Below are 24,520 nucleotides of genomic sequence, written 5' to 3'. Positions count from 1 at the left end.
ATGCCGCAGAGGACCCGCGACGACGTGTTCGACACCCTTTCCGATCGCCTCGCAGCGACGTTCAAGAACCTCCGGGGCAAGGGCCGCCTGAGCGAGGCGGACATCGACGCCACCGCCCGCGAGATCCGCATCGCGCTGCTGGAGGCGGACGTCGCGCTGCCGGTCGTCCGGGCCTTCATCAAGCAGGTCAAGGAGCGTGCGGCCGGCGTCGAGGTCTCCGGTGCGCTGAACCCGGCACAGCAGATCATCAAGATCGTCAACGAGGAGCTCATCGCCATCCTCGGCGGCGAGACCCGCCGGGTGCGGTTCGCCAAGAACGGCCCGACGGTCATCATGCTCGCCGGTCTGCAGGGTGCCGGTAAGACCACCCTGGCGGGCAAGCTCGGCCACTGGCTGAAGCAGCAGAAGCACACCCCGCTGCTGGTCGCCTGCGACCTCCAGCGCCCCAACGCGGTCAACCAGCTCCAGGTGGTCGCCGACCGCGCCGGCGTGGCCTTCTACGGCCCGCAGCCGGGCAACGGCGTCGGCGACCCGGTGCAGGTCGCCCGGGACTCGATCGAGTACGCCAAGCAGAAGCAGTACGACGTCGTCGTCGTCGACACCGCCGGCCGCCTGGGCATCGACGCCGAGCTGATGCAGCAGGCCGCCGACATCCGCGCCGCGGTGAACCCGGACGAGGTCCTGTTCGTCGTCGACGCGATGATCGGCCAGGACGCGGTCACCACCGCGCAGGCCTTCCTCGAAGGCGTCGACTTCACCGGTGTCGTGCTCTCCAAGCTCGACGGCGACGCCCGCGGTGGCGCCGCCCTGTCGGTCGCGCACGTCACCGGCCGCCAGATCATGTTCGCCTCCAACGGCGAGAAGGTCGACGACTTCGACGCCTTCCACCCGGACCGGATGGCCTCGCGCATCCTGGGCATGGGCGACGTCCTCTCGCTGATCGAGAAGGCCGAGCAGACCTTCTCGCAGGCCGAGGCCGAGAAGATCGCCGCCAAGCTGCGCGGCGGCCCGAAGGCCTTCACGCTGGACGACTTCCTGTCCCAGCTGGAGCAGGTCCAGAAGATGGGCTCGATCTCCAAGCTGCTCGGCATGCTGCCCGGCATGGGCCAGATCCGCGAGCAGATCAACAACATCGACGACAAGGACGTCAACCGGGTCGGCGCGATCATCAAGTCGATGACCCCGACCGAGCGCGCCGAGCCGGAGCTGATCAACGGCTCCCGCCGGGCCCGCATCGCCAAGGGCGCGGGCGTCCAGGTCGGCGAGGTCAAGAACCTGGTCGAGCGGTTCTTCGACGCCCGCAAGATGATGTCCGCGATGGCCTCCGGCAAGGGCATGCCCGGCATGCCGGGGATCCCGGGCATGGGCGGCGGCGCCAAGAAGTCCGGCAAGAAGGCCCCGCAGGCCAAGGGCAAGCGCAAGAGCGGCAACCCGTTGAAGCGGGCCCAGGAGGAGGCCGCGGCCGCCGAGCGCCGCGCGCTCGGCCCGGGCGCCGACCAGGGCCCGGCCGACGGCGGCGGCGCGTTCGGTCTCGGCGCGGGCAAGGGCCCGGCCGACTTCGAACTGCCCAAGGAGTTCAAGGACCTGCTGTAGTCCTCGGTTTCCCGCTGTTGCGGCCCGTCGTCCGGAGTCCTCCGGGCGGCGGGCCGCACGCGTGTCCGGGGCGACGCCGGTGGGACGGTGGGTGCCGCCGTGTCCGACGGGCTTCGCGGTGCCGGATGATGTCGGCATGCCAGATGATGTCGCCGTGCGAGTGATGATCAGGGCCCCGAGGGCCGAGGACGAGGTTGTGTACGCGGAGGCGGTCCGCCGGTCCGCCGATCACATCGGACGGTGGAACCCGGTCGAGCCGGACGGGCTGCCCGAGCTGCTGGGACGCCAGGGCGCCGGCCTGCGCACGTTCCTGATCCTCGACCGGGAGAGCGGCGGGCTGGTCGGCAAGGTGAACGTCGCCAACATCGTGATGGGCCGGTTCTGCAACGCCTCGCTGGGCTACGACTCGTACCTGCCGTACGCCGGCACCGGGCGGATGACCGAGGGCCTGCGGCTGGTCCTGGACCGCTGCTTCGCCCCGCAGTCGGCCGACGGGCTGGGCCTGCACCGGCTGGAGATCAACGTGCAGCCGGAGAACGAGCGCTCGATCGCGCTGGCCAAGCGGCTGGGCTTCCGGCACGAGGGCTACACCCCGCGGATGCTGTTCCTCCAGGGGGACTGGCGCGACCACGAGCGGTTCGCGCTGACCGCGGAGGAGTGGCCGGGCGGCGCGGCGTAGCCCACTGACAGGAGGTCATATCCGCTGGTCGGAGGCGTCGGTGCGGCCGTACGGACGGTCCGGCGCGGCGTTGCGGTTGGCCCGCCCCAGTGGCTGTCCGTATCGTCCGGTGGGTGACCGAACCCGTGCCGCCGCGCCAGACCCCCGACCAGCCCTGGCGGTCCGAGGGCGCCCCGCCCCCGCCGCCGCCCCGCCGCCGGATGCCCGGCGGCTGGGCGGGCCTCGTCCTGACCGCACTCGTGGTGTTCCTGATCTCCGACCTGCTGCTGTCGTTCTTCGGCAACGAGGGCGCCACCACGATCTCCTACACCGAGTTCAACAACCAGCTGAACAAGGGCAACATCACCAAGATCTACTCCAAGGGCGACGCGATCGAGGGCACCCTCAAGAGCGCCCAGCCCAAACCCGACGGCGGCAAGGGCGACTACACCGACTTCGACACCCAGCGCCCCTCCTTCGCGGGCGACAACCTGTGGACCACCCTGCAGCAGCAGGGCGTCGAGGTCACCGCCACCTCCCCGGTCCAGCAGCGCAGCTTCCTGACCAACCTGCTGCTCTCGCTCGCCCCGATGCTGCTGCTGGTCTTCATCTGGGTGCTGCTGGCCCGTCGGATGGCCGGCGGGCTCGGCGGCGGACCGCTCGGCCGCAAGGCCCCGCCCAAGCCGGTCACCGCCGACCAGGGCAAGCGCACCACCTTCGCCGACGTGGCCGGCATCGACGAGGTCGAGGCCGAACTCACCGAAGTGGTCGACTACTTGAAGCACCCCGAGCGCTACCGCAAGCTCGGTGCCAAGATGCCGCGCGGGGTGCTGCTCAGCGGCCCGCCCGGCACCGGCAAGACCCTGCTGGCCCGGGCCGTGGCCGGCGAGGCGGACGTGCCGTTCTTCTCCGCCTCCGCCTCCGAGTTCATCGAGATGATCGTCGGCGTCGGCGCCAGCCGGGTCCGCGAACTGTTCGCCGAGGCCCGCAAGGTCGCCCCGGCGATCATCTTCATCGACGAGATCGACACCATCGGCCGCCAGCGCGGCGCCGGCGGCGGCATGGGCGGGCACGACGAGCGCGAGCAGACGCTCAACCAGATCCTCACCGAGATGGACGGCTTCACCGGCTCCGAGGGCGTCATCGTGATCGCCGCGACCAACCGGGCCGACGTGCTCGACCCGGCACTGCTGCGCCCCGGCCGCTTCGACCGCCGGATCACCGTCAGCCCGCCCGACCGGGAGGGGCGCGCCGCGATCCTGCGCATCCACACCCGTACCGTCCCGCTGGCCGGCGACACCGACCTCACCCAGCTGGCCAAGGTCACGCCCGGGATGACCGGCGCCGAACTCGCCAACCTGGTCAACGAGGCGGCCCTGCTGGCCGTCAAGCGGGAGCAGGACGCGGTCAACGAGCGGGACCTCTCGGACGCCCTGGAGAAGGTCCAACTCGGCGCCGTGCGACCGCTGGTGATGCCGCAGGAGGAGCGCGAGCGGACGGCGTACCACGAGAGCGGCCACGCGCTGCTGGGCATGCTCCAGCCGGGCGCGGACCCGGTCCGCAAGATCACCATCGTGCCGCGCGGCCGGGCCCTCGGCGTCACCCTCTCCACCCCGGAGAACGACCGCTACTCGTACACCGAGCCCTACCTGCGCGGCCGGATCATCGGCGCGCTCGGCGGGATGGCCGCCGAGCAGGTGGTCTACGGGGTGATCACCACCGGCGCGGAGAGCGACCTGGAGCAGGTCACCAACATCGCCCGCGGGATGGCCGGGCGCTGGGGGATGAGCGAGCGGGTCGGGCGGCTCACCGCCGTGCCCGCGGACGCCCAGGGCGCGTACGGGCTCTCGGCGGCGCCGACCACGCTGGACGCGGTGGACGAGGAGGCCCGGCGGATCGTCGCCGAGTGCTACGAGGACGCGGTGCGGATCCTGAACGAGGAGCGGCAGCGGCTGGACGCGCTGGCGGCGGCGCTGCTGGAGGCGGAGACCCTCGACGAGGAGGCGGCCTACCGGGCCGCCGGGGTGCCGCGGAAGGCCTCCGAGGAGGCGTGAGCCGGGGAGCCGGGGGCGCCCGCCGTGGTGGCGGGCGCCCCCGGTTTCCGTTGCTCGGGGGCCTTCAGCGCGGCCGCTCGGCGATCAGGTAGCGGAAGACGTTCTCCATCCGGACCGAGCCGTCCGGGCGCAGGTACGGCTGCAGCGCCTCCTCCAGCTCCTTGGCCACCAGCGGGGCGCCGGAGAACTCCTCGGCCGCCTCGAACAGTCCGGTGGAGAGCAGGCCGCGCACCGCGCTGTCGAGGTCCGGGTAGGCGAACGGGCAGCTCACCCGGCCGCTGCCGGCCGGGCGCAGGCCGGCCGGGGCCAGCAGGTCCTCCAGCGTTCCCGGCGCGCTCAGTTCGAACGGGTCGCGGGCGGTGGTCCGCCCGGCCATCCGGCGGGCCGCGTCCAGCACCGGGGCGCTCTCGCAGTGCTCCGGCGGGCCCCAGGCGGCGAGCACCACGTGCCCGCCCGGGAGGGTGTGCCGGGCCGCCTCGGCGACCACCGGCCCGGGCTCGGCGGAACCGGGCAACTGGTCGAAGACCGTCACCAGCGAATGGGCCGAGCGGGGGACGGCGGCGGCCGGCCGGGCCCCCGCGCACACCCGCAGCCGACGCCCCCGGGCCAGCTCGCGCAGCTCGTCCCGCGGCTCCTGCCCGGCGACCTGGGCGCCCCGTCCGGCGGCCAGCAGCAGGGCCAGTCCGGACCGGCAGCCCAGTCCCAGCACGCTGCTCGCCGGGCCGACCTCCAGGCGGTCGTGCACCGCCTCGTAGAGCGGCACCAGCATGCGCTCCTGGATCTCCGCCCAGTCGCGCGCCCGCGCGGGCCCCGCGGCCTCCTGCGGGGGGTGGTGCGGTCGTGCGCCGGTCGGTCGTGCGCCCGCCGGTCGTGCGGTCCCTGGTCGTGCGGTCGTGCCGGTCGTCCGAGCTGAAGCCATCGCGGCCTCCCATCCGGTCCTTCGGTGTGCAGCTACGGCTCCCCCAAAGTCCCGCCCCACTCCAGCGAACAGCGGGTCGGGCCCGGCGTCCAGAGGGGTGCAGGGTGGTGCGCGCGTGTCGCGGTCGTGCGCCCCCTGCGGACGGACCGCGGTCGGCGTGCCACGACTGAGGGTGTCCTCACCCCCTCATCGGTGTGATACCGATTCGAAGTGAGGGGGCCGATCCCCGTACCATTCCGCCCATGGCTAAGGCACCCGTTCTCACCCCTCAGGCGGAAGACTTCCCGCGCTGGTACCAGGACCTCATCAACAAGGCCGAGCTGGCCGACAACGGTCCGGTGCGCGGCACCATGGTCATCCGACCGTACGGCTACGGGCTGTGGGAGCGGATGCAGCAGGAGATGGACGCGCGCATCAAGAAGGCGGGCGCCCAGAACGCCTACTTCCCGATGTTCATCCCGCAGTCCTACCTGACGAAGGAAGCCGAGCACGTCGAGGGCTTCGCACCCGAGCTCGCGGTCGTCACCCACGGCGGCGGCAAGCAGCTGGAGGAGCCGGTCGTCGTCCGGCCGACCTCCGAGACCATCATCAACGAGTACTTCTCGAAGTGGGTGCAGAGCCACCGCGACCTGCCCCTGCTGATCAACCAGTGGGCCAACGTGGTCCGTTGGGAGCTCCGCCCGCGCGTCTTCCTGCGCACCACCGAGTTCCTCTGGCAGGAGGGCCACACCGCCCACGCCACCTACGAGGACGCCCGCGCGTACGCGTCGATGATCCACACCCAGGTCTACGGCGACTTCATGACCAACGTGCTCGGCATCGACGTCGTGCTCGGCCGCAAGACCGCCAAGGAGCGCTTCGCCGGCGCCATCAACACCCTCACCCTCGAAGGCATGATGGGTGACGGCAAGGCGCTGCAGATGGGCACCAGCCACGAGCTGGGCCAGAACTTCGCCAAGGCGTTCAACACCACCTACCAGCTGCAGGGCGCCGAGCGCGAGCACGTCTGGCAGACCTCCTGGGGCGTCTCGACCCGCATGGTCGGCGGCCTGATCATGTCCCACGGCGACGACAACGGCCTGCGGGTGCCCCCGCGCCTGGCCGCGGTCCAGGCCGTGGTGCTGGCCATCAAGGGCGACGACGCCGTCATCGCCAAGGTCCGTGAGATCGGCGCCCAGCTGGAGGCCGTCGGCATCCGGGTCGTGGTCGACGACCGCACCGACACCCCGTTCGGCCGCCGCGCCGTCGACTGGGAGCTCAAGGGCGTTCCGGTGCGCATCGAGGTCGGCCCGCGCGACCTGGAGAACGGCACCGCGATGCTGGCCCGCCGCATCCCGGGCGGCAAGGAGCCGGTCTCCATCGACGCGCTGGCCGCCCTGCTGCCGGGCCTCCTGGAGGAGGACCAGGCGCTGCTGCTGCGCCAGTCCCGCGAGCGCCGCGAGTCCCGCACCGTCGACGTCAAGACCCTCGACGAGGCCGTGGAGGCCGCCGCGACCGGCTGGGCCCGGATCTCCTGGGCCGACCTCGGCCCGGCGGGCGAGGCCAAGCTGGCCGAGCAGGGCGTCACGGTGCGCTGCATCGTCGCGGCCGACGGTTCGGTGCCGCAGGCGGACGACCAGGACGGCAATATCGCGATCGTCGCGCGTTCGTACTGACGTCATCGCGGCGTGCGCGTACTGATCGCGTGCCGCCCACCGATGTCGGCGGTCGTCGGGTAATGACCGGTGGCGGCGACATTTGCCCGAAATGCGGGCGGGTAAGAATCCGGTAACTCTGCCGGAGGGGGCCGAGTAGGTGACATCCCTACTGGCCGGTCAACTGCCGGTATTAACGGAATAGCGGTACGGTGTACGGCCCGTGGCCCTGTCAACTTCGACGGGTCCACGGGCCGTACGTCCAGGGGGCGACAGCCCGCTCCCCGGACGGAATTCACGAGGCCCGCCGACGTTGCGACGGGCCGAAACCCGCAGGGGGTTGGTCTTGCCTCAGATCCGGAACGCGCAATTCGCGCGCAGTCGTGCATTCCTGGGAGTTCCCTGGGAATTCCCGGAGAACGGGAACATGCGGAACATCGGCGCACTCTGCATCGTTGGTCTAGCGTGAGCACGACACAGCCCCTCGTCCTCGCGGCCGAACTGGCCGCCGCCTGGAGCGACATCCAGGCCTACCACCAGGACCTCCCCGACCTGGCCTCGCCCGAGGCACTGATCGGCGAGTCCTCCTCGGCCTGTGGCACGCGGCTCGGTTTCGAGCGGCTCCTCCACGAGGCTGCCCACGGTCTGGCCGCGGCCCGGGACATCCGGGACACCTCGCGGGCCGGCCGCTACCACAACCGGCGCTTCCTGATGCTCGCCTCCGAGCTGGGCCTGGCGCACCCGGTCGAGCCGCACGCCAGCAGCGGCTTCTCCCAGGTGACCATGCTCAAGGAGACGCAGGAGCGCTACGCCGACACCATCGAGCGACTGGACCGCGCCCTCGGCGCGCACCAGGAGGCGGTGGCCGGCGACGGCGCCAACCGCGCGTTCCGCGGCCCGGCCGCCCGGCACGGCTCCTCCGGGGGCGGCGTCCGGGTCAAGGCGGTGTGCGGCTGCGGGCGCAACGTCCGCGTCGTGCCGTCGGTGCTCGCCCAGGCGTCCATCGTCTGCGGCGCGTGCCAGCAGCCGTTCAAGATCGCGTAATCCGGGGTCGGGACCGGTCGGCGACTGTGCGGGCAGTCGGCTCGGCCGGGGTGATCGACACCGGTGGCATCGGTGAGTCTGTGGGCTGACCGGGAGCGGGGGCTCCCGGTCGATCCCTGAACCGTCCCCCCTGAAACCGTCCCCCTGCTCCGGCCCGGTCGCCCCGGCCGCGGCACAGGTGCTCCCCGGCTCCGTCTGCGAAGGCCGGGTGAAGAGCCCTGCCGCCGATATGGCAGAATGGACAGCTGAGTACTCGGCAGCCGAGCAGGACCCCTCTCTCCTACGGCTGGCGTGTCCCTTGAGCGGACCGCCCCGCAACCCCACGCGGACGGCGAGACCGCTCACCCACGTCAACACCAGGAGAATCCACTCCCGTGGCAGTCAAGATCAAGCTCAAGCGTCTCGGCAAGATTCGCGCCCCGCACTACCGCATCGTCGTCGCCGACTCGCGCACCAAGCGTGACGGCCGCGCGATCGAGGAGATCGGCATCTACCAGCCGACCTACAACCCCTCGAAGATCGAGGTCGACACCGACCGCGCCCAGTACTGGCTGTCCGTCGGCGCCCAGCCGACCGAGCCGGTGCTCGCCATCCTCAAGCTGACCGGTGACTGGCAGAAGTTCAAGGGCCTGCCGGCCCCGGCGCCGCTGCTGGTCGCCGAGCCCAAGGTCGAGGACTTCTCGCACCTGTTCGCGAAGGCCGTCGCCGGCTTCGAGGACGCCACCACCGGTGTTGCCATCACCCCGAAGGCCAAGAAGTCGGACAAGGCCGAGGCTGAGGCCGACGCCGGCGCCGAGGCCTGATCGTGATCGAGGACGCCCTCGACCATTTGGTGAAGGGCATCGTCGAGCACCCCGACGAGGTGCAGGTGCGCTCGCGCAACCTGCGTCGGGGGAACACCATCGAGGTGCGGGTGCACCCCGATGACCTCGGCAAGGTGATCGGCCGGGGTGGCCGCACGGCGCGCGCACTGCGCACCGTGGTCGGCGCCCTCGGCGGTCGCAACGTCCGGGTCGACCTGGTCGACGTGGACAACATTCGCTGACGCAGCTGCTCGTTCAGCCGTCGGGCTTGAGGCCGACCGGGACGCATGTCGTCCCGGTCGGCCTTTTTCTGTCTCCGGCTTTCTGCCTCCGGCCGCTGTCCTCGGCTGTCGTCACCGGTCTTCGTGACCGCTTCTGTCTCTGCCTTTGTCTCTGCCTTCTCGCCCAGCAACTCCAGGAGAACGATCACCGTGCAGCTCGTCGTCGGCAGGATCGGCCGTGCCCACGGCATCCGGGGGGACGTCAGTGTCGAGGTCCGCACCGACGAGCCGGAACTCCGGCTCGGCCCCGGTGCCGTCCTGCTCACCGACCCGGCCTCGGCCGGGCCCCTGACCGTCGAGTCCGGCCGGGTGCACAGCGGCCGGCTGCTGCTGCGCTTCGCCGGCGTCAAGGACCGCAACGCGGCGGAGGCGCTGCGGGGCACCGTGCTGATCTCCGAGGTCGACCCGGAGGAGCGTCCGGACGACCCGGAGGAGTACTACGACCACCAGCTGGTCGGCCTCGACGTGGTGCTGCTCGACGGCACCCCGGTCGGCGAGCTGACCGCGGTCGTCCACCTGCCGTACCAGGACCTGCTCACGGTGGAGAAGGCCGACGGCACCGAGGTGCTGGTGCCCTTCGTCACCCAGATCGTGCCGACCATCGACCTGGAGAACCAGCGGGCCGTGATCACCCCGCCGCCCGGGCTGATCGACCTCGACGAGGCCGAGGTCGTCGGCAGCGCCTCGGAGGAGCCGGAGGAGTCGGAGTGAGCGCCGAGCAGGACCTCGCGTCGACGGCCGCTCCCGAGCCCGCTCCCGTGCCCGCCCCGGAGAGTGCCTCGGAGAGTGCTTCGGCGGCTGCCCCCGGTGGGCAGTCGGGGATGGTGCAGCCGGGGACCGTGCAGTCGGGGGCCGTCCAGTCGGGGGCCGTCCAGTCGGGGATGCGGATCGACGTCGTCTCGATCTTCCCGGAGTACCTGGAGCCGCTGAACATCTCGCTGGTCGGCAAGGCCCGGGCCCGCGGCCAGCTGGACGTGCACGTCCACGACCTGCGCGGATGGACCCACGACGTGCACCGCACGGTGGACGACAGCCCGTACGGCGGCGGCCCCGGCATGGTGATGAAGCCCGAGCCGTGGGGCGAGGCGCTGGACGCGGTGGTGGCCGGCGGCCCCGAGGGCGAGCTGCCCACCCTGGTCGTTCCCACGCCCAGCGGGCGGCCGTTCACCCAGGAGCTCGCCCAGGAGCTCGCCGGGCGCCCCTGGCTGGCGTTCACCCCCGCGCGTTACGAGGGCATCGACCGCCGGGTCATCGAGGAGGCGGCCACCCGGATGCCGGTGGTCGAGGCCTCGATCGGTGACTACGTGCTGGCCGGCGGCGAGGTCGCGGTGCTGGTGATGGTCGAGGCGATCGCCCGGCTGCTGCCCGGCGTGCTCGGCAACGCCGAGTCGCACCGGGACGACTCCTTCGCGCCCGGCGCGATGGCCGACCTGCTGGAGGGCCCGGTCTACACCAAGCCCGCCGAGTGGCGAGGCCGGACCGTCCCGGACGTCCTGCTCAGCGGCAACCACGGCAAGATCGCCCGCTGGCGGCGGGAGCAGGCCTTCGCCCGCACCCTGGCCAACCGGCCCGACCTGGTCGGGCGCTGGCAGTACGGAGCCTTCGACAAGAAGGACCGGGCGGCGCTCGACGTCCTGGGCCTGGCCTGGGACGAGGAGCTCGGCCGATTTCGGTCCACGGCCGTCGATGTGGAAGAATAGGCCGCTGCTGTCTGTCGCTGGCCCCCTTCCGTAGGGGGCACGTGGACCGGCGCCCTCGCCACGGGGGGATCGCCGTCAGCCGATGCGGCCCGCAGCTCACCCCATTGTGACGAACTTCCGTGGGCGGCCCGTGGCGCCTGCGATGGAGAGCAACATGAGCAACAAGCTCGCTGCTGTCGACGCGGCCTCGCTGCGCACCGACATCCCGGCCTTCCGCGCCGGTGACACCCTGAAGGTTCACGTCCGGGTCATCGAGGGCAACCGCTCCCGTGTCCAGGTCTTCCAGGGCGTCGTCATCCGCCGCCACGGCGCCGGCGTCGGTGAGACCTTCACCGTCCGCAAGGTCAGCTTCAACGTCGGCGTGGAGCGCACCTTCCCGGTGCACACCCCGGTCGTCGAGAAGATCGAGGTCGTGACCCGCGGTGCGGTTCGCCGCGCCAAGCTGTACTACCTGCGTGACCTCCGCGGCAAGGCCGCGAAGATCAAGGAGAAGCGCGACCGCTGATCCACCGCCCCCCGGCCGCGCCGGGGGACCGGAGCGCTCCGAGGGGCCGGGCCACCGCAAGGTAAGCTCTGCGCCCGATGAGCACGCACGAACCACCCGCGGACCGCGACGGCAGTCCCGCACCCACCGGTGCGGACTCGCTGTCGCGGTCCGCGGTCGTTTCCGAGCCGGATCGGGCTGCGCGGCCGGAGCGGCTCGGACAGCCGGAGCGGCTCGAAGGGCCGGAGCGGCTCGAAGGGCCGGGGGCCTCGGGGGCCGCGGAGGGGTCCGAGGCCTCGGGGGTCGCGCGGGCGGAGCCCGAGCCGGGGGCCGAGGACGAGGCCGAGGAGCCCGGGCGGTCCCGCTCGCGGGACCTGCTGCTGTTGGCCGGGATCTGTCTGGCGGCCCTGCTCCTGGTGAACGCCTTCGTGGCCCGTCCGTTCACGGTGCCCTCGGGCTCGATGGAGGACACCCTGCGGCCGGGCGACCGGTTGATCGCCAACCAGCTCGCCTACGCCTTCGGCGGGCACCCCCAGCGCGGTGACGTGGTGGTCTTCGACGGGACGGGCTCCTTTCTCCGCGATTCGGCCGAGCCGCCGGGGTTCTGGGACGACCTCCGCTCGGTCGGCCGGGACCTGGGGCTGGTCCCGGCCGGCGACACGGTCTACGTCAAGCGCGTGATCGGCGTCGCCGGGGACCGGGTGCGGAGCACCGGCCCGGGGGCGCCGCTCACCGTCAACGGCGTGCCGGTGGACGAGAGCGCCTACCTGGCCCCGGGCGACCAGCCGTCCGCCGTGGCCTTCGACGTCCTGGTGCCGAACGGCAAGCTCTTCGTGCTGGGCGACCACCGGAGTGCCTCCCGGGACTCCCGGGACCACCTCGGGGAGCCCGGTGGCGGCTTCGTGCCCGAGGACAAGGTGATCGGCCGGGCGGACTGGGTGGTCTACCCGTTCTCGCGCCTGACCGGACTGGACCGGCCCGCGGCCTTCACCGCGGTCCCGGGGACGGGTGGCCGTGGGGACCAGGGGTAGGGGCCGGGTCGCCGACCGGCCGGCTCCCGAACCGGGCGGGGACGGGGGCGGGAGCGGGGGCGAAGCAGCGGAGTCCGGGGCGGAACCGGTCGCGCCGGTCCGCGGCCGCGCCGATCGTCGGCGCAGTGCCCGCCGCGTGGCCCGGCGGCGCAAGCGCTCGCTGCTGCGCGAGTTCCCGCTGATCATCCTGGTGGCCCTGCTGGTGGCACTGGTGATGAAGACCTTCATGATCCAGGTGTTCGTGATCCCCTCGGGCTCGATGGAGCAGACCATCCAGGTCGGGGACCGGGTGCTGGTGGACAAGTTGACCCCCTGGTTCGGCAGTGAGCCGCAGCGCGGCGACGTGGTGGTGTTCAAGGACCCGGGCGGCTGGCTGGAGAGTGACCACACGGCGGCCGACGACGGTCCGGTCCTGGCCCCGGCGAAGCACGTGCTGACCTTCGTCGGGCTGCTGCCGTCCGACAACGAGCAGGACCTGATCAAGCGCGTGATCGGTGTCGGCGGGGACACCGTCGAGTGCTGCGACCCGCAGGGGCGGCTCAGCGTCAACGGCCGTGCGGTGGACGAGCCGTACCTCGCGGCGGGCAACCCGCCGTCCCGCCAGCCGTTCAAGGTGACGGTGCCGAAGGGGCGGCTGTGGGTGATGGGGGACCACCGCGACGTCTCCGCCGACTCCCGCTTCCACATGGGCAACCCCGGGCAGGGCACCGTGCCGCTGAGCGACGTGGTCGGTCGCGCCTTCATGATCGGGTGGCCGCTGGGCCGGCTCCATCAACTCGACGAGCCCGGTTCACTCTCCTCTCTCGCCGCGACCTCGCGGCCCGGCGGAACTGCGCCGCAATCGATGGGCATTGGGCCGGTTCCATTGGAACCACCGCTCGTTATGGGTGTGTTGGGCATCCTTCCGTTCGTCGTTCGCCGGTCGGGGCGGCCTCCGCGGTGAGCCGCTCCGGTCGTCGGACGGCCGGACGGCGCGTGTGGAACCGCGGGCCGGATGCCCTGGAGTGATAGAGAAGTGCAGGTGCGGCCGGGAGCGGTCCCGGTCGTGAGCCGGGGTCGGGTTGGTGTCAGGAGAGCCTGCTGTGGGCAATCCTGATGCGTTCACGGTCGTGGTGAGCGTGGTGCCCGCTGTGCGGCACTCTGAGCGCGGGCGCGCAGGCGTCCGCACAGCAGGGAGGAGACGTTGTGGGGGATTTGGTGATCGGCGCCCGCTCAGGCGCCGGGGAACCCGAGGGCCCGGGCGGTCGGGTGACCCGGTCCGCCGAGTCCTCGGCGCCGTCCGCCGCGGTCGAGGACACGGCTGCCCAGACCGCCGACGAGCACGGGAGCGGGGCCGACGGCCCGGCGGAGCCCGGGCGGCCGGAGAGCGGGCCGACCGACGAGTCGGAGTCGGAGGCTCCGGCCAAGCCGCGCAAGCAGCGCTCCTTCCTGAAGGAGTTGCCGATCCTGGTCGGCATCGCACTGATCCTGGCGTTGGTGATCAAGACCTTCTTCGTCCAGGCGTTCTCCATTCCGTCCGAGTCGATGCAGAACACGCTGCAGGTCGGCGACCGGGTGCTGGTGGACAAGCTGACCCCGTGGTTCGGCGCCGAGCCCGAGCGCGGGGACGTCGTGGTGTTCCACGACCCGGGCGGCTGGTTGGGCGACGAGCCGACCCAGCAGAGCAGCAACTCCTTCGTCCGCGGTGTCCAGGACGTGCTCAGCTTCGTCGGGCTGATGCCCTCCGCCAACGAGAAGGACCTGATCAAGCGGGTCATCGCGGTCGGCGGCGACACCGTCGAGTGCGCGGACGACGGTCCGGTCAAGGTCAACGGCGTCGCGCTCAACGAGCCGTACATCTACCCGGGCAACACTCCTTGTGGGACCCACCCCTTCGCTCCGGTGAAGGTACCGAACGGCCGGATCTGGGTGATGGGCGACCACCGCGCGGACTCGCTGGACTCCCGCTTCCACATGGACCAGCCGGGCGGCGGGACCGTACCGGTGGACAACGTGATCGGGCGTGCCTTCGTGGTGGCCTGGCCGGTCGGCCACTGGTCCACGCTCCCGGTGCCGGGCACCTTCGACCAGAAGGGCCTGGCGGCGGCCTTGCCGGCCGCGCCTCCCGTGGCCGGTGCGGTGGGTGCCGTCGCCCTGCTTCCGCTGGTGCGTCGGGCGCGGGCCCGAACGGAGCGCCGGAAGGAGTCCTGAGCTCCACCTGCTCCTCCCCGACCCTTGCGCGGGCCGTGGTACCGACGAGTAATCTGCTCGGACGTGCCACGGCCCGCCGGCGTTCGCGCCCGAGCCACCGGCGTGCCAGTGGTGTTCTCCGGTCGGCCAAAGGTGGACGGTGTCGATGAGCAGTGTCGTGGAACAGCCGGCCGACCACTCGGCCGCGCCCGCCCGGTCCGGCCGCCGGCCCGCCGCGGTGCTGCAGGGGGTCGCGATCGCGCTCGGGCTGGTGTTGATGATCGGCGGATTCGCCCTCATCGCGGTCGACTACCGGCCGTACAAGATCCCCACCGCCTCGATGCACCCGACGCTCCGGATCGGCGACACCGTGCTCGCCCGCAAGGTCGACGGCGGCGCCGTCGGCCGGGGCGACGTGGTGGTCTTCCGCGACCAGGCCTGGGGCGGGGAGCTCATGGTCAAGCGGGTGGTCGCGGTCGGCGGCGACACCGTCGCCACCACCGCCGCGGACCACCGGCTGACGGTCGACGGGCAGCCCGTGGACGAGCCGTACCTCGCGACCCAGGGCCGCCAGGGCGATGCGTTCAGCGTGACGGTGCCGCAGGGCCGGCTGTTCCTGCTCGGTGACAACCGGGTCGGCTCGCTGGACTCCCGCACCCACCTGGAGGTCGACGGCGGGACCGTCCCGGCCACCGCCGTCGAGGCGAGGGTCGAGGCCACCCTGCTGCCCCTCGGCCGGACCGCCCTGCTGGAGCGGACCTCGGCCTTCGACGGCTTCGCGGGCCCCCGGGCCGCGGAGCCGGGCCCGCTGGAGCCCGCCGCCTACGCCAGCGTCGCGGGCGCGGCGCTGATCGTGCTGACCTCGGCGGTGGGCGGGGTGGCCGGCCTGGCGCGCCGGCTCGGCCGGGGGCGCAGCTCCTGAGCACGGCCGTCGCGGGTCGGGCCGCTCTGCCGAACATCGCCCCGGACGGCCGCGCCGGGTGGCAGGATCGGTAGCACCACCGATGCGAACCGAAGGAGCGTGGAGCGCCGCGATGACTGCACAGCGTCGCCGGGCGGCGCGGATCCTGCTGCTGGACGGGCTGGACCGCATCCTCCTGTTCCTGGGCGTCGATCCCGCGGTGCCCGACGAGACGTGGTGGTTCACGCCCGGGGGCGGCTTGGAGCCGGGGGAGGACGTGCGGGCGGCCGCCGAGCGGGAGCTCGCGGAGGAGACCGGCTTGCGGGGTGTGGCCCTGGGGCCCTTGGTGGCGTACGGCACGGTGTCGTTCTCCTTTCGGGGACAGCGTTACGAGCAGGAGCAGTGGTTCCACCTGGCCCGGACCACGGAGACGGGCCTGGACCACTCGGACATGGGCGAGGACGAGCACGCCCAGCTGCTCGCGGCGCGCTGGTGGACGGTCGAGGAACTGCGGGGGACCGCCGAGACGGTCCATCCGGCCGGACTGGCGGACTTCCTGGAGCGACTGCTCGCCGAGGGCCCACCGGTCGATCCGGTACGGCTCTGAGCGTGGGTGCGGTGGTCCACAATGGGTGGACGTGACAAGTTGAGGGGACGCCTGGATGAGTGCCGAAGATCTCGAGAAGTACGAGACCGAGATGGAGCTCAAGCTCTACCGGGAGTACCGGGACGTCGTCGGCCTGTTCAAGTACGTGATCGAGACCGAGCGACGGTTCTACCTCACCAACGACTACGAGCTGCAGGTGCACTCGGTCCAGGGCGAGGTGTTCTTCGAGGTGTCGATGGCGGATGCGTGGGTCTGGGACATGTACCGGCCGGCCCGGTTCGTCCGTAAGGTCCGGGTGCTGACCTTCAAGGACGTGAACATCGAGGAACTCGCGAAGAGCGATCTGGAGCTGCCCTCGGACGAGTCCGGCTTCGGGAACTGACGTTGGACGACTCCGTCCCGCGTTGTCCAGCCGATTTTCGCGTGACGGGGGCTTCTCACTCCTGCGGGTGACAAGAGTTGTCCACAGGCCCGGGTTATCCACAGGGGAACGGAATTTCCCGGCATCGGTGTGCACGGTGGTGCAGCCTCCTCGGCGGAGGTGGTCACCGTGCAGAACACCATCGAGCAGGACCAGACCGTGCAGGACCTGGCCGTACCGAACGCGGCCGCGACCGGGGCGGACGGCGGGGCCGGGGAGGACCGCAGCACCAGGAACGGGCTCGGCCGCTACGGCGAGCGGGTCGCCGCCCGGCACCTCACGGACGCCGGGCTCCGCATCCTCGACCGCAACTGGCGCTGCGTCGAGGGTGAGCTGGACATCGTCGCCCTCGACGGCGACACCGTCGCGGTCTGCGAGGTGAAGACCCGCTCCGAGCGGGGCTTCCAACAACCCAGCGAGGCCATCGACCGGGCCAAGGCCGCCCGGCTGCGGCGGCTCGCCGAGCGCTGGCTGGCCGAACGCTGGCCCGAGCACTTCGCCCGGCTGGCCGGGCCCGGGTACGACCCCGGGCCGTCCGATCCGCAGTGGCCGCCCGCCCCACCGGGCGGGGTGCGGATCGACCTGGTGGCCGTGGTCAACCGGGCACGGGGTGCGGCCCTGGTCGACCACCTGCGGGGGGTGGTCTGAGATGGCCTTCGCCCGTACCTGTTCCGTCGCGCTGGTCGGGGTCGACGGAGTGATCGTCGAGGTCCAGGCCGATCTGGAGCCCGGGGTGGCCGCGTTCACCCTGGTCGGCCTGCCCGACAAGGCACTCACCGAGGCCCGCGACCGGGTCCGCGCCGCGGTCTGCAACAGCGGGGAGGCCTGGCCGCAGCGCAAGCTGACCGTCGGGCTCAGCCCCGCCTCGGTGCCCAAGAGCGGCAGCGGCTTCGACCTCGCGGTGGCCTGCGCCGTGCTGGCCGCCGCCGAACGGCTGGACCCGTCCGCCATCGCCGACCTGCTGTTGATCGGCGAGCTGGGGCTGGACGGCCGGGTGCGGCCGGTCCGCGGGGTGCTGCCCTCGGTGCTGGCCGCGGCCGACGCCGGGTACGAACGGGTCGTGGTCGCCGAGCAGACGGCGCCCGAGGCCTCGCTCGTGCCGGGCGTGACGGTGATCGGGGTGCGCAGCCTGCGCCAGCTGGTCGCCGTCCTGACCGGGGCGGAGGCGCCGGAGGAGCCGCCGGACCTGCTCGGCGGCCGGCCGGATCCGCTGATGGCCGGGCTGATGCTGCCCAGCGCGGGCGTCCGGGGCCTGCCCGACGAGCGGACCCTGCGCCTGGACATGGCGGACGTGGCCGGTCAGTACGAGGCCCGGCGGGCTCTGGAGATCGCCGCCGCCGGAGGCCACCACCTCTACCTCAAGGGGCCGCCGGGCGCGGGCAAGACGATGCTGGCGGAGCGGCTGCCCGCGCTGCTCCCGCCGCTGACCCAGAAGGAGTCGCTGGAGGTCACGGCCGTCCACTCGGTGGCGGGCCTGCTCCCGGTCGGGCGCCCGCTGATCGACACCGCGCCCTACTGCGCCCCGCACCACTCCACCACGATGCCCGCGATCGTCGGCGGCGGCAGCGGCCTGCCGAGGCCGGGCGCGGTCTCCCTCGCCCACCGGGGCGTGCTCTTCCTGGACGAGGCGCCCGAGTTCCCCGTGCGGGTGCTCGACGCGCTGCGCCAGCCGCTGGAGTCGGGCGAGGTGGTGATCGCCCGTTCGGCCGGTTCGCTGCGGCTCCCGGCGCGGTTCCTGCTCTGCCTGGCCGCCAACCCCTGTCCGTGCGGCCGGTACTCACGGCGGGGCGAGGGCTGCGAGTGCACTCCGGTGATGGTCAGCAGGTACCAGGGGAGGCTCTCCGGGCCGCTGCTGGACCGGGTCGACCTCCAGGTCCAGGTCGCCCCGGTGACCAGGATCGAGTTGATGGAGCGGGACACCACGGCGGAGACCACCGCGACCGTCGCCGCCCGGGTGCTGGAGGCGCGGGAGCGGGCCGCCGCGCGGCTGGCGCACACCCCGTGGCGGACCAATGCGGAGGTGCCGGGCCACGAACTGCGCACCCGTTGGCAGCTCTCGGCCGGAGCGCTCAACGACGTCGCCCGCCAGCTGGAGCGCGGGCTGCTGACGGCCCGCGGCCTGGACCGGGTGCTCCGGGTCGCCTGGACGGTCGCGGACCTGGCCGGCCGCGACCGGCCGGACCAGCGGGACGTGCGCACCGCCCTGGTCCTGCGCACCGGTGTCGAGCAGGGGCTGCCGCTGCCCGAGCGCGGGCACGGCCGCCTCGGCGGCATCCCGGCCCAGCGCCGGAGCGGCCCCGACGACCGGCCCGGACCACGGTCGGAGCCCGAGGGGCTCCCGGCGAAGGACGAGGAGGCGGCATGAACCAGCTGTTGCGGCACTCCCGGGCAGCCCACGCGGACGAAGCCGGTCCGGCGGCCGCGCCCGAGGCGGAGCGCCTCGCCCGGGTGCTGCTCAACCGGCTCAGCGAACCGGGCGACGCCGTGGTCGGCCGCTGGCTCGACGGACTCCCCGCCGTGGACGTGGTGCGGGCGATCCGGGAGGGCGCCGTCCCCGACCACCCCGGGCTGGACCAGGCCCGGCTGGCCGCCTACCAGGCCCGACTCCCCGGGCTCGACCCGGTGGCCGACCTGAAACGGGTGCGGGACGTCGGTGGACGCTTCATCATTCCGGGGGACACGGAATGGCCCAGTCAACTGGACGACCTGGGCGACGGACGCCCGATCGGGCTGTGGACGACCGGTACCGGTTCACTGCGGCTGCTCGCCCTGCGCTCGGTGGCGGTGGTGGGCTCCCGGGCCTGCACGGCCTACGGCGCCCACGTCGCGGGCGAGCTCGCGGCCCAACTGGCCGAGCGCGGTTGGGTGGTGGTGTCCGGGGCCGCGTACGGGATCGACGCGGCGGCCCACCGCGGGGCACTGGCCGTCGGCGGGATGACGGTCGCGGTGCTCGCCTGCGGGGTCGACGTGGCCTACCCGAAGGGGAACGCCGAACTGATCCGGCGGATCGGCGAACAGGGCCTGCTGGTCAGCGAACTCCCGCCCGGCGAGCACCCGAACCGGTTCCGCTTCGTGCTCCGCAACCGGGTCATCGCGGCGCTGACCCGGGGCACGGTGGTGGTCGAGGCGGCCGTGCGCAGCGGCGCCCTGAGTACGGCCAGACGGGCGCGGGACCTCAACCGCCACACCATGGGCGTCGCGGGGCCCGTCACCTCCGAGCTCTCCGCCGGGGTGCACGCGCTGATCCGCAGCGGCGGCGCCACGCTGGTCACCGACGCGGCCGAGATCACCGAACTGGTCGGGGCGATCGGGGACGACCTGGCCCCGCAGCGCGGCGGACCGGTGCTGCCGCGGGACTTGCTGGAGCCACCGGTGGCCCGGGTGTTGGAGGCCGTACCGGCCACGGCCGAAGGCGCTCCGGTCGAGCGACTGGCCCGGCAGTCCGGCCTCCCGCCGGACGAAGTCCTGCAACGGCTCTACGAGTTGGCCTCGCTCGGCTTCGTGGAGCGGCACGGCGCGCACTGGCGCGTGGTGCGGAGGAGGTGAGCGCCCGGGGGCACGAACACGGGTGCGCCCGCGGGAGGCGGGGCGGGACGGCCCGGCTGACCTGCTGATCCGGTTCTTCCGCTCGTCTGCCCGGATCCGATGGGTGAACGCCACCGGATCGGGGGACGACCGAGTGGCGGTAGCGCTTTGCAGTGAGTCGGTCACGCTACGCTCCACATGCCTTCCCTATCAGCACATGACTCGGCAGAACGGCGCAGACCTACGTATGCCCACACACATTCCCGGACACAGAGTGACCGGTGGCGCTCGGTCCGCGGGAGGGCCGCGGACCGAGCGGCGACCCGCGACCGAGTTCCCGTCCAAGGCGGCGGGGACGAAGGGGGGCCTGTCGCGTCAGGGCGGCCGGCCGACGGTGGTGCCGGGCCAGCCCGCGGACACGACCAGGGACGCCGACCCGGCCCAGCGTGCCGACGCCGCGTGCGGTGTCGAGACGGTCCACGGCACCGGGGCGCTCGGCGAGGCGGACGCGCCGGGGGGTGCGGCCGTACCCCGCGCCCCCCGGTTGCCTTCGAGCGCCCCGGCGCCGGACGCCACCTCCCCACCCGGGCCCCGGCCCCGCCGGGACCAGCCCGGGGCGGGGCGGGGGGCGCAGGTCAGGGACACCCGGAGCGCCCAGGAGCCCCGTAACGCCCGGGAGACCCGCGATGCTCGGGAGCCCGGTGCCCAGGGGCGCAGCGCGCTCGAAGAGCTCTGGCGCTCCTACAAGGAGACCGGCGACCAGCGGCTGCGCGAGCAGCTGATCCTCCACTACTCACCACTCGTCAAGTACGTGGCGGGGCGGGTCGGGGTCGGCCTGCCCTCCAACGTCGAACAGGCCGACTTCGTCTCCTCCGGGGTCTTCGGGCTGATCGACGCGATCGAGAAGTTCGACATCGACCGCGCCATCAAGTTCGAGACCTACGCGATCAGCCGCATCCGCGGCGCGATCATCGACGAGCTGCGTGCTCTGGACTGGATCCCCCGCTCGGTGCGGCAGAAGGCGAAGGCCGTCGAGCGGACGTACGCGACGCTGGAGGCCCGGCTGCGCCGGACGCCGCACGAGCCCGAGGTCGCGGCCGAGATGGGCATCGCGATCGAGGACCTGCACGCGATCTTCAGCCAGCTGTCGCTCGCCAACGTGGTGGCCCTGGACGAACTGCTGCACCCGGTGGGGGAGGGTGGCGACCGGCTCAGCCTGGTGGACACCCTGGAGGACCACGGCGCGGACGACCCGGTCGAGGTGGCCGAGGACCGCGAGCTGCGCAGACTGCTGGCCCAGGCGGTCAACACCCTCCCCGAGCGGGAGAAGACCGTGGTCACGCTCTACTACTACGAGGGCCTCACCCTCGCCGAGATCGGCCAGGTGCTGGGGGTGACGGAGAGCCGGGTGAGTCAGATCCACACCAAGTCCGTCCTCCAGTTGCGGGCCAAGCTCTCGGACGTCCGGTAGCGGGCGTCGGAGCCGCCCGCCGGGCCGGCTCCTCCTTCGAATGCGCGGCGCCGTTCCGGCCGCGCGCGCGGCTCCGTACAGTGGGTCCGTGCCGAAGATCCGAGCGGCCACGGTGGCCGAGCATCGCCAGCTGCAGCGGGCAGCCCTCCTGGACGCTGCCCGCGCCCTGCTCACCGAGGGCGGCATGGAGGCCCTGACCTTCCCCTCGCTCGCCGCCCGTACCGGGCTGGCGCGTTCCTCCGTCTACGAGTACTTCCGCTCCCGTGCCGCCGTGGTCGAGGCACTGTGCGAGGTGGACTTCCCGCTCTGGGCGGCCGAGATCGAGGCCGGGATGGCGAGCTGCGAGACCGCCGCCGAGCGGATCGAGGCGTACGTCCGGGGCCAGCTGGCGCTGGCCGGGGACCCCAGGCACCGGGCGGTCACGGCCATCTCGGCGCTGGAGTTGGACGAGGCCGCGCGCGAGCGCATCCGGGCGGCGCACGGCGGGCTCGTCGGCCTGGTCGTCCGGGCGCTGGAGGAACTGGGCCACGACCAGCCCCGACTCGCCGCGGCACTGCTGCAGGGGATCGTGGAGGCGGCCGTCCGCCGGACCGAGCAGTTCGCCGGCGGGGACCGTACGGGCTGCCCGGTGGAGTCCCCGGAGGCGGTCGCGGACGCGGCGGTGGCCCTGGCGTTGCACGGCCTCGACCGGACCTGACCCGCCCCCGCCCGTTCCTCGTCCCGTCCTGCCGCGAGCCCGCCCCTGCCCCGCCGCGAGCCTCTGCCCCGTCCGTTCCGCCCTGCCGCGCCGCCGTTGCGCGCGTTCACGTTCCGCCCAGCGGCAGCAGACGGGCCCGTCCCGTGCCCAGCAGGGCCAGTGGATCGAGGTAGCGGCCCCCGCGCAGCAATCCCCAGTGCAGGCAGTCCCGTGCGCCGCAGTGCCGTCCGTCGGGGGCGAGCCGTCCGACGACCTGCCCGGCGGCCACCCCGGTGCCGACCGGGACGGTGCCGGTGACGGGGAGGTAGGTGGTCCGCAGCGGGGGAGTCCCGGAGCCCGGATGGACGACGGTCACCACCGGCCGCCCCGCCACCAGCCCGGAGAACGCGACCACCCCGGCGGCCGCCGACCGCACCTCCGCCCCGGGCGCGGCGGCGAGGTCCACGCCCCGGTGCCCGGCCGCCCACGGCTTGGCCGGCGGCACGAAGCGCCCCAGCACCCCGCCGGGCCCGCCCACCGGCCAGGCCCGCACCGGCCCCCGGCCGGTGGAACCCCCGCCCGCGCCTCCCGCGCCCGTGCCACCCGCGTCCATGCCTGTACCCACGCCACCCGCACCCGCGCCGACCTCGCCCGCCGCGGCGGCCCGCGCCACCCCCGCACCCGCCATCAGGGCGAGCACCACCCCCAGCGCGATCCCCCGCACCACCCGCGTGACCACCGCACCGGCCACCCCGCCCACCCCCACCGGTCGGCCACGCGCCCACCCGGCCATCCACCTGGCCACCCACCCGGCCATCCATCCGATCGCCTCCGCGACCGCCCCTCGAACCCCGCTGCGCCCAGTCATGCCCCGAGGCTGGCCGGGCCCCGCTGCCCAGACCACCCCCTTCCGGATTCCTGTGGACAAACCGCCCCCACCGCCGGTCGCCGTCCCCCCGACGGGTGTACGGATGCCGCCGTCCGGTGGACAAACGGCATACGAGAACCGGTCGGTGGGCAGGGAGCCGACCAGCCGGCGCCCGTTCGCCGGTCGCCGCGGCCCCGTCCGCCGCGGTCGTTTCCCGGGCTTCCCCCAGGCCATCCGCCGCTCGGGCGCGGTCCGCCCGCGGGCCCCCGGGCGCCCGAGAAGTCGCTCGCCGCTCGGCGCTTCCCGTACACTTCACACGCGACCCGGTCCACCGGGTCGACTTCGCACGCCCCGCCACCGGTGGTCGGACACGGTTCTTCCGCGGCCTCCGCCAGGTGCGAGTGCCGCTCGGTCCGCCGAGCCCGACCGGTCCCCGGACCGAGCGGGTGGAAGCGGCTCGGCACGATCGGGGCGTCAGGCGTGGCTGTCACCTGGCCGCCACGGACAACCGAGACTGACCCGGCCGTAGGCATCTCGCCCGAGGGGAACCCCCCGAGGGCGGCCACAGTCGGGCCGTAACACCTGAGGAGCACGGCAATGGCCGTCGTCACGATGCGGGAGCTGCTGGAGAGCGGCGTCCACTTCGGTCACCAGACCCGCCGCTGGAACCCGAAGATGAAGCGCTTCATCATCACCGAGCGCAACGGCATCTACATCATCGACCTGCTGCAGTCGCTGAACTACATCGACCGCGCCTTCGAGTTCATCAAGGAGACCGTTGCCCACGGCGGCAGCGTCCTCTTCGTCGGCACGAAGAAGCAGGCCCAGGAGGCCATCGCCGAGCAGGCCACCCGCGTGGGCATGCCCTACGTGAACCAGCGCTGGCTCGGCGGCATGCTGACCAACTTCTCGACCGTCTACAAGCGCCTGCAGCGCCTCAAGGAGCTCGGCGAGCTGGACTTCTCGGACGTGGCCGGTTCCGGCCTCACCAAGAAGGAGCTCCTGGTCCTCCAGCGCGAGCACGACAAGCTGGAGAAGACCCTCGGCGGTATCCGCGACATGCAGCGCGTTCCCAGCGCTGTCTGGATCGTGGACACCAAGAAGGAGCACATCGCGGTCGGCGAGGCCCGGAAGCTCAACATCCCGGTCGTCGCCATCCTCGACACCAACTGTGACCCGGACGAGGTCGACTACAAGATCCCGGGCAACGACGACGCGATCCGCTCCGTCACCCTGCTGACCCGCGTGATCGCCGACGCCGTCGCCGAGGGCCTGAAGTCCCGCGCCGGTGTCGCCAAGGGCGACACCAAGGCCGAGCCGGGCGCCGACCAGCCGCTGGCCGACTGGGAGAAGGACCTCATCGAGGGCGAGAAGAAGGCCGAGGAGGCCCCCGCCGCCGCCGAGGCTCCGGCCGCTGAGGCCCCCGCCGCCGAGGCTCCGGTTGCCGAGACCCCGGCCGTCGAGGCTCCGGCCACCGACGCGCCGGCCGAGCAGGCCTGACGTACCACGGGTGAGGGGCACTCGCCGGTACGACACCGGCGGGTGCCCCTCTCTCCCGCGCCAGGGCCCAACCCAACCAAACCCCCCCACAACAAACCGACAACAGAGAAACCAGAAATAAGTAAAACAAAAACGAACAAAACAACCCCAATATATTAAACAAAAAACACAACACCCAAAA

General features: G+C 72.7%; 23 protein-coding genes and 1 pseudogene. 22 read left to right on the top strand and 2 right to left on the bottom strand.

What is annotated here, in order from left to right; genetic code table 11:
• The first annotated feature begins 24 nt into the window (after positions 1-24).
• From ffh to ftsH, 3 genes are all read left to right on the top strand, one after another.
• Positions 25-1,593, top strand: coding sequence for a signal recognition particle protein (gene ffh, locus ACFXOZ_RS18965; protein WP_380525289.1), 1,569 nt, complete (start codon positions 25-27; stop codon positions 1,591-1,593).
• Positions 1,594-1,729: 136 nt separating this feature from the next.
• Positions 1,730-2,272 carry a GNAT family N-acetyltransferase gene (locus ACFXOZ_RS18960; RefSeq protein WP_380525265.1) on the top strand — a complete coding sequence of 181 codons (543 nt, stop codon included), beginning with the start codon at positions 1,730-1,732 and terminating at the stop codon, positions 2,270-2,272.
• A gap of 113 nt (positions 2,273-2,385) precedes the next feature.
• A complete protein-coding gene (gene ftsH / locus ACFXOZ_RS18955; RefSeq protein ID WP_375891766.1) occupies positions 2,386-4,305 on the top strand; it encodes an ATP-dependent zinc metalloprotease FtsH in 1,920 nt (639 codons plus the stop codon).
• Between the two features lie 64 nt (positions 4,306-4,369).
• Here ftsH and ACFXOZ_RS18950 read toward each other — a convergent pair whose 3' ends face one another.
• Entirely contained in the window at positions 4,370-5,074 is a 705-nt protein-coding gene (locus tag ACFXOZ_RS18950; RefSeq protein ID WP_380525264.1) for a class I SAM-dependent methyltransferase, read from the bottom strand.
• A 392-nt stretch (positions 5,075-5,466) separates the two neighbouring features.
• On the opposite strand from ACFXOZ_RS18950, the gene proS reads away from it, so the two are divergent.
• The 18 genes and pseudogenes from proS (at position 5,467) to ACFXOZ_RS18860 (ending at position 21,992) form a co-directional block, all read left to right on the top strand.
• On the top strand, positions 5,467-6,879 hold the full coding sequence (gene proS / locus ACFXOZ_RS18945; protein ID WP_380525263.1) for a proline--tRNA ligase: 1,413 nt from the start codon (positions 5,467-5,469) through the stop codon (positions 6,877-6,879).
• Between the two features lie 444 nt (positions 6,880-7,323).
• Entirely contained in the window at positions 7,324-7,902 is a 579-nt protein-coding gene (locus ACFXOZ_RS18940) for a hypothetical protein (protein ID WP_375891771.1), read from the top strand.
• Positions 7,903-8,276: 374 nt separating this feature from the next.
• Positions 8,277-8,705 (top strand): 30S ribosomal protein S16, encoded by a 429-nt coding sequence (gene rpsP / locus ACFXOZ_RS18935; RefSeq protein ID WP_375891773.1) that lies wholly within the window; start codon positions 8,277-8,279, stop codon positions 8,703-8,705.
• 2 nt (positions 8,706-8,707) lie between these two features.
• On the top strand, positions 8,708-8,947 hold the full coding sequence (locus tag ACFXOZ_RS18930; protein ID WP_030056773.1) for an RNA-binding protein: 240 nt from the start codon (positions 8,708-8,710) through the stop codon (positions 8,945-8,947).
• Positions 8,948-9,136: 189 nt separating this feature from the next.
• The gene (gene rimM, locus ACFXOZ_RS18925) at positions 9,137-9,697 is read left to right on the top strand and encodes a ribosome maturation factor RimM (RefSeq protein WP_375891775.1); all 561 of its coding nucleotides are present in this window, start codon (positions 9,137-9,139) and stop codon (positions 9,695-9,697) included.
• Between the two features lie 170 nt (positions 9,698-9,867).
• A complete protein-coding gene (gene trmD, locus ACFXOZ_RS18920) occupies positions 9,868-10,686 on the top strand; it encodes a tRNA (guanosine(37)-N1)-methyltransferase TrmD (RefSeq protein WP_380525288.1) in 819 nt (272 codons plus the stop codon).
• Positions 10,687-10,840: 154 nt separating this feature from the next.
• Positions 10,841-11,191: a 50S ribosomal protein L19 gene (rplS, locus tag ACFXOZ_RS18915; protein WP_030243502.1), complete on the top strand. Its 351-nt coding sequence runs from the start codon at positions 10,841-10,843 to the stop codon at positions 11,189-11,191.
• A 77-nt stretch (positions 11,192-11,268) separates the two neighbouring features.
• Positions 11,269-12,201 carry a signal peptidase I gene (gene lepB / locus ACFXOZ_RS18910; protein ID WP_380591559.1) on the top strand — a complete coding sequence of 311 codons (933 nt, stop codon included), beginning with the start codon at positions 11,269-11,271 and terminating at the stop codon, positions 12,199-12,201.
• A gap of 136 nt (positions 12,202-12,337) precedes the next feature.
• Positions 12,338-13,144, top strand: coding sequence for a signal peptidase I (lepB, locus tag ACFXOZ_RS18905; RefSeq protein ID WP_380591557.1), 807 nt, complete (start codon positions 12,338-12,340; stop codon positions 13,142-13,144).
• Positions 13,145-13,386: 242 nt separating this feature from the next.
• Positions 13,387-14,391 (top strand): signal peptidase I, encoded by a 1,005-nt coding sequence (lepB, locus tag ACFXOZ_RS18900; RefSeq protein WP_380591555.1) that lies wholly within the window; start codon positions 13,387-13,389, stop codon positions 14,389-14,391.
• 145 nt (positions 14,392-14,536) lie between these two features.
• Positions 14,537-15,292 carry a signal peptidase I gene (lepB, locus tag ACFXOZ_RS18895; protein WP_375891784.1) on the top strand — a complete coding sequence of 252 codons (756 nt, stop codon included), beginning with the start codon at positions 14,537-14,539 and terminating at the stop codon, positions 15,290-15,292.
• A gap of 112 nt (positions 15,293-15,404) precedes the next feature.
• The gene (locus tag ACFXOZ_RS18890; protein ID WP_380591553.1) at positions 15,405-15,878 is read left to right on the top strand and encodes an NUDIX hydrolase; all 474 of its coding nucleotides are present in this window, start codon (positions 15,405-15,407) and stop codon (positions 15,876-15,878) included.
• A gap of 55 nt (positions 15,879-15,933) precedes the next feature.
• Positions 15,934-16,260, top strand: coding sequence for a DUF2469 domain-containing protein (locus tag ACFXOZ_RS18885; RefSeq protein ID WP_030056781.1), 327 nt, complete (start codon positions 15,934-15,936; stop codon positions 16,258-16,260).
• Between the two features lie 168 nt (positions 16,261-16,428).
• Complete coding sequence (locus ACFXOZ_RS18880; protein WP_380591551.1) at positions 16,429-16,947, top strand: YraN family protein; 519 nt, start codon at positions 16,429-16,431, stop codon at positions 16,945-16,947.
• A 1-nt stretch (position 16,948) separates the two neighbouring features.
• Positions 16,949-18,664 (top strand): YifB family Mg chelatase-like AAA ATPase, encoded by a 1,716-nt coding sequence (locus tag ACFXOZ_RS18875; protein WP_375891790.1) that lies wholly within the window; start codon positions 16,949-16,951, stop codon positions 18,662-18,664.
• Positions 18,661-19,845: a DNA-processing protein DprA gene (gene dprA / locus ACFXOZ_RS18870; protein ID WP_375891792.1), complete on the top strand. Its 1,185-nt coding sequence runs from the start codon at positions 18,661-18,663 to the stop codon at positions 19,843-19,845. The genes ACFXOZ_RS18875 and dprA overlap by 4 nt, the downstream gene beginning before the upstream one ends.
• A 694-nt stretch (positions 19,846-20,539) precedes the next feature.
• A pseudogene (gene whiG / locus ACFXOZ_RS18865) lies at positions 20,540-21,295 on the top strand (RNA polymerase sigma factor WhiG); the annotation flags it as partial.
• A 112-nt stretch (positions 21,296-21,407) separates the two neighbouring features.
• The gene (locus ACFXOZ_RS18860; protein ID WP_380527453.1) at positions 21,408-21,992 is read left to right on the top strand and encodes a TetR/AcrR family transcriptional regulator; all 585 of its coding nucleotides are present in this window, start codon (positions 21,408-21,410) and stop codon (positions 21,990-21,992) included.
• A 106-nt stretch (positions 21,993-22,098) separates the two neighbouring features.
• Here ACFXOZ_RS18860 and ACFXOZ_RS18855 read toward each other — a convergent pair whose 3' ends face one another.
• Entirely contained in the window at positions 22,099-22,839 is a 741-nt protein-coding gene (locus tag ACFXOZ_RS18855) for a peptidoglycan DD-metalloendopeptidase family protein (RefSeq protein ID WP_380591548.1), read from the bottom strand.
• Positions 22,840-23,436: 597 nt separating this feature from the next.
• On the opposite strand from ACFXOZ_RS18855, the gene rpsB reads away from it, so the two are divergent.
• Positions 23,437-24,339 (top strand): 30S ribosomal protein S2, encoded by a 903-nt coding sequence (gene rpsB, locus ACFXOZ_RS18850; RefSeq protein ID WP_380591546.1) that lies wholly within the window; start codon positions 23,437-23,439, stop codon positions 24,337-24,339.
• Positions 24,340-24,520 lie beyond the last annotated feature (181 nt).

It is taken from the genome of Kitasatospora sp. NPDC059160 (genome assembly GCF_042755465.1).
GTDB lineage: Bacteria > Actinomycetota > Actinomycetes > Streptomycetales > Streptomycetaceae > Kitasatospora.
The sequence above is the reverse complement of the archived record's forward strand: the minus strand, read 5'-3'. Positions and strand labels throughout refer to the sequence as shown.

Coding starts and splice junctions, on each gene's coding strand:
- ACFXOZ_RS18960 (WP_380525265.1), top strand. CDS start 1,730: ATGCCAGATGATGTCGCCGTGCGAGTGATGATCAGGGCCCCGAGGGCC.
- ACFXOZ_RS18950 (WP_380525264.1), bottom strand. CDS start 5,074: ATGCTGGTGCCGCTCTACGAGGCGGTGCACGACCGCCTGGAGGTCGGC.
- proS (WP_380525263.1), top strand. CDS start 5,467: ATGGCTAAGGCACCCGTTCTCACCCCTCAGGCGGAAGACTTCCCGCGC.
- trmD (WP_380525288.1), top strand. CDS start 9,868: ATGCGGATCGACGTCGTCTCGATCTTCCCGGAGTACCTGGAGCCGCTG.
- rplS (WP_030243502.1), top strand. CDS start 10,841: ATGAGCAACAAGCTCGCTGCTGTCGACGCGGCCTCGCTGCGCACCGAC.
- lepB (WP_380591559.1), top strand. CDS start 11,269: ATGAGCACGCACGAACCACCCGCGGACCGCGACGGCAGTCCCGCACCC.
- lepB (WP_375891784.1), top strand. CDS start 14,537: ATGAGCAGTGTCGTGGAACAGCCGGCCGACCACTCGGCCGCGCCCGCC.
- ACFXOZ_RS18890 (WP_380591553.1), top strand. CDS start 15,405: ATGACTGCACAGCGTCGCCGGGCGGCGCGGATCCTGCTGCTGGACGGG.
- ACFXOZ_RS18885 (WP_030056781.1), top strand. CDS start 15,934: ATGAGTGCCGAAGATCTCGAGAAGTACGAGACCGAGATGGAGCTCAAG.
- ACFXOZ_RS18875 (WP_375891790.1), top strand. CDS start 16,949: ATGGCCTTCGCCCGTACCTGTTCCGTCGCGCTGGTCGGGGTCGACGGA.
- dprA (WP_375891792.1), top strand. CDS start 18,661: ATGAACCAGCTGTTGCGGCACTCCCGGGCAGCCCACGCGGACGAAGCC.
- ACFXOZ_RS18855 (WP_380591548.1), bottom strand. CDS start 22,839: ATGACTGGGCGCAGCGGGGTTCGAGGGGCGGTCGCGGAGGCGATCGGA.
- rpsB (WP_380591546.1), top strand. CDS start 23,437: ATGGCCGTCGTCACGATGCGGGAGCTGCTGGAGAGCGGCGTCCACTTC.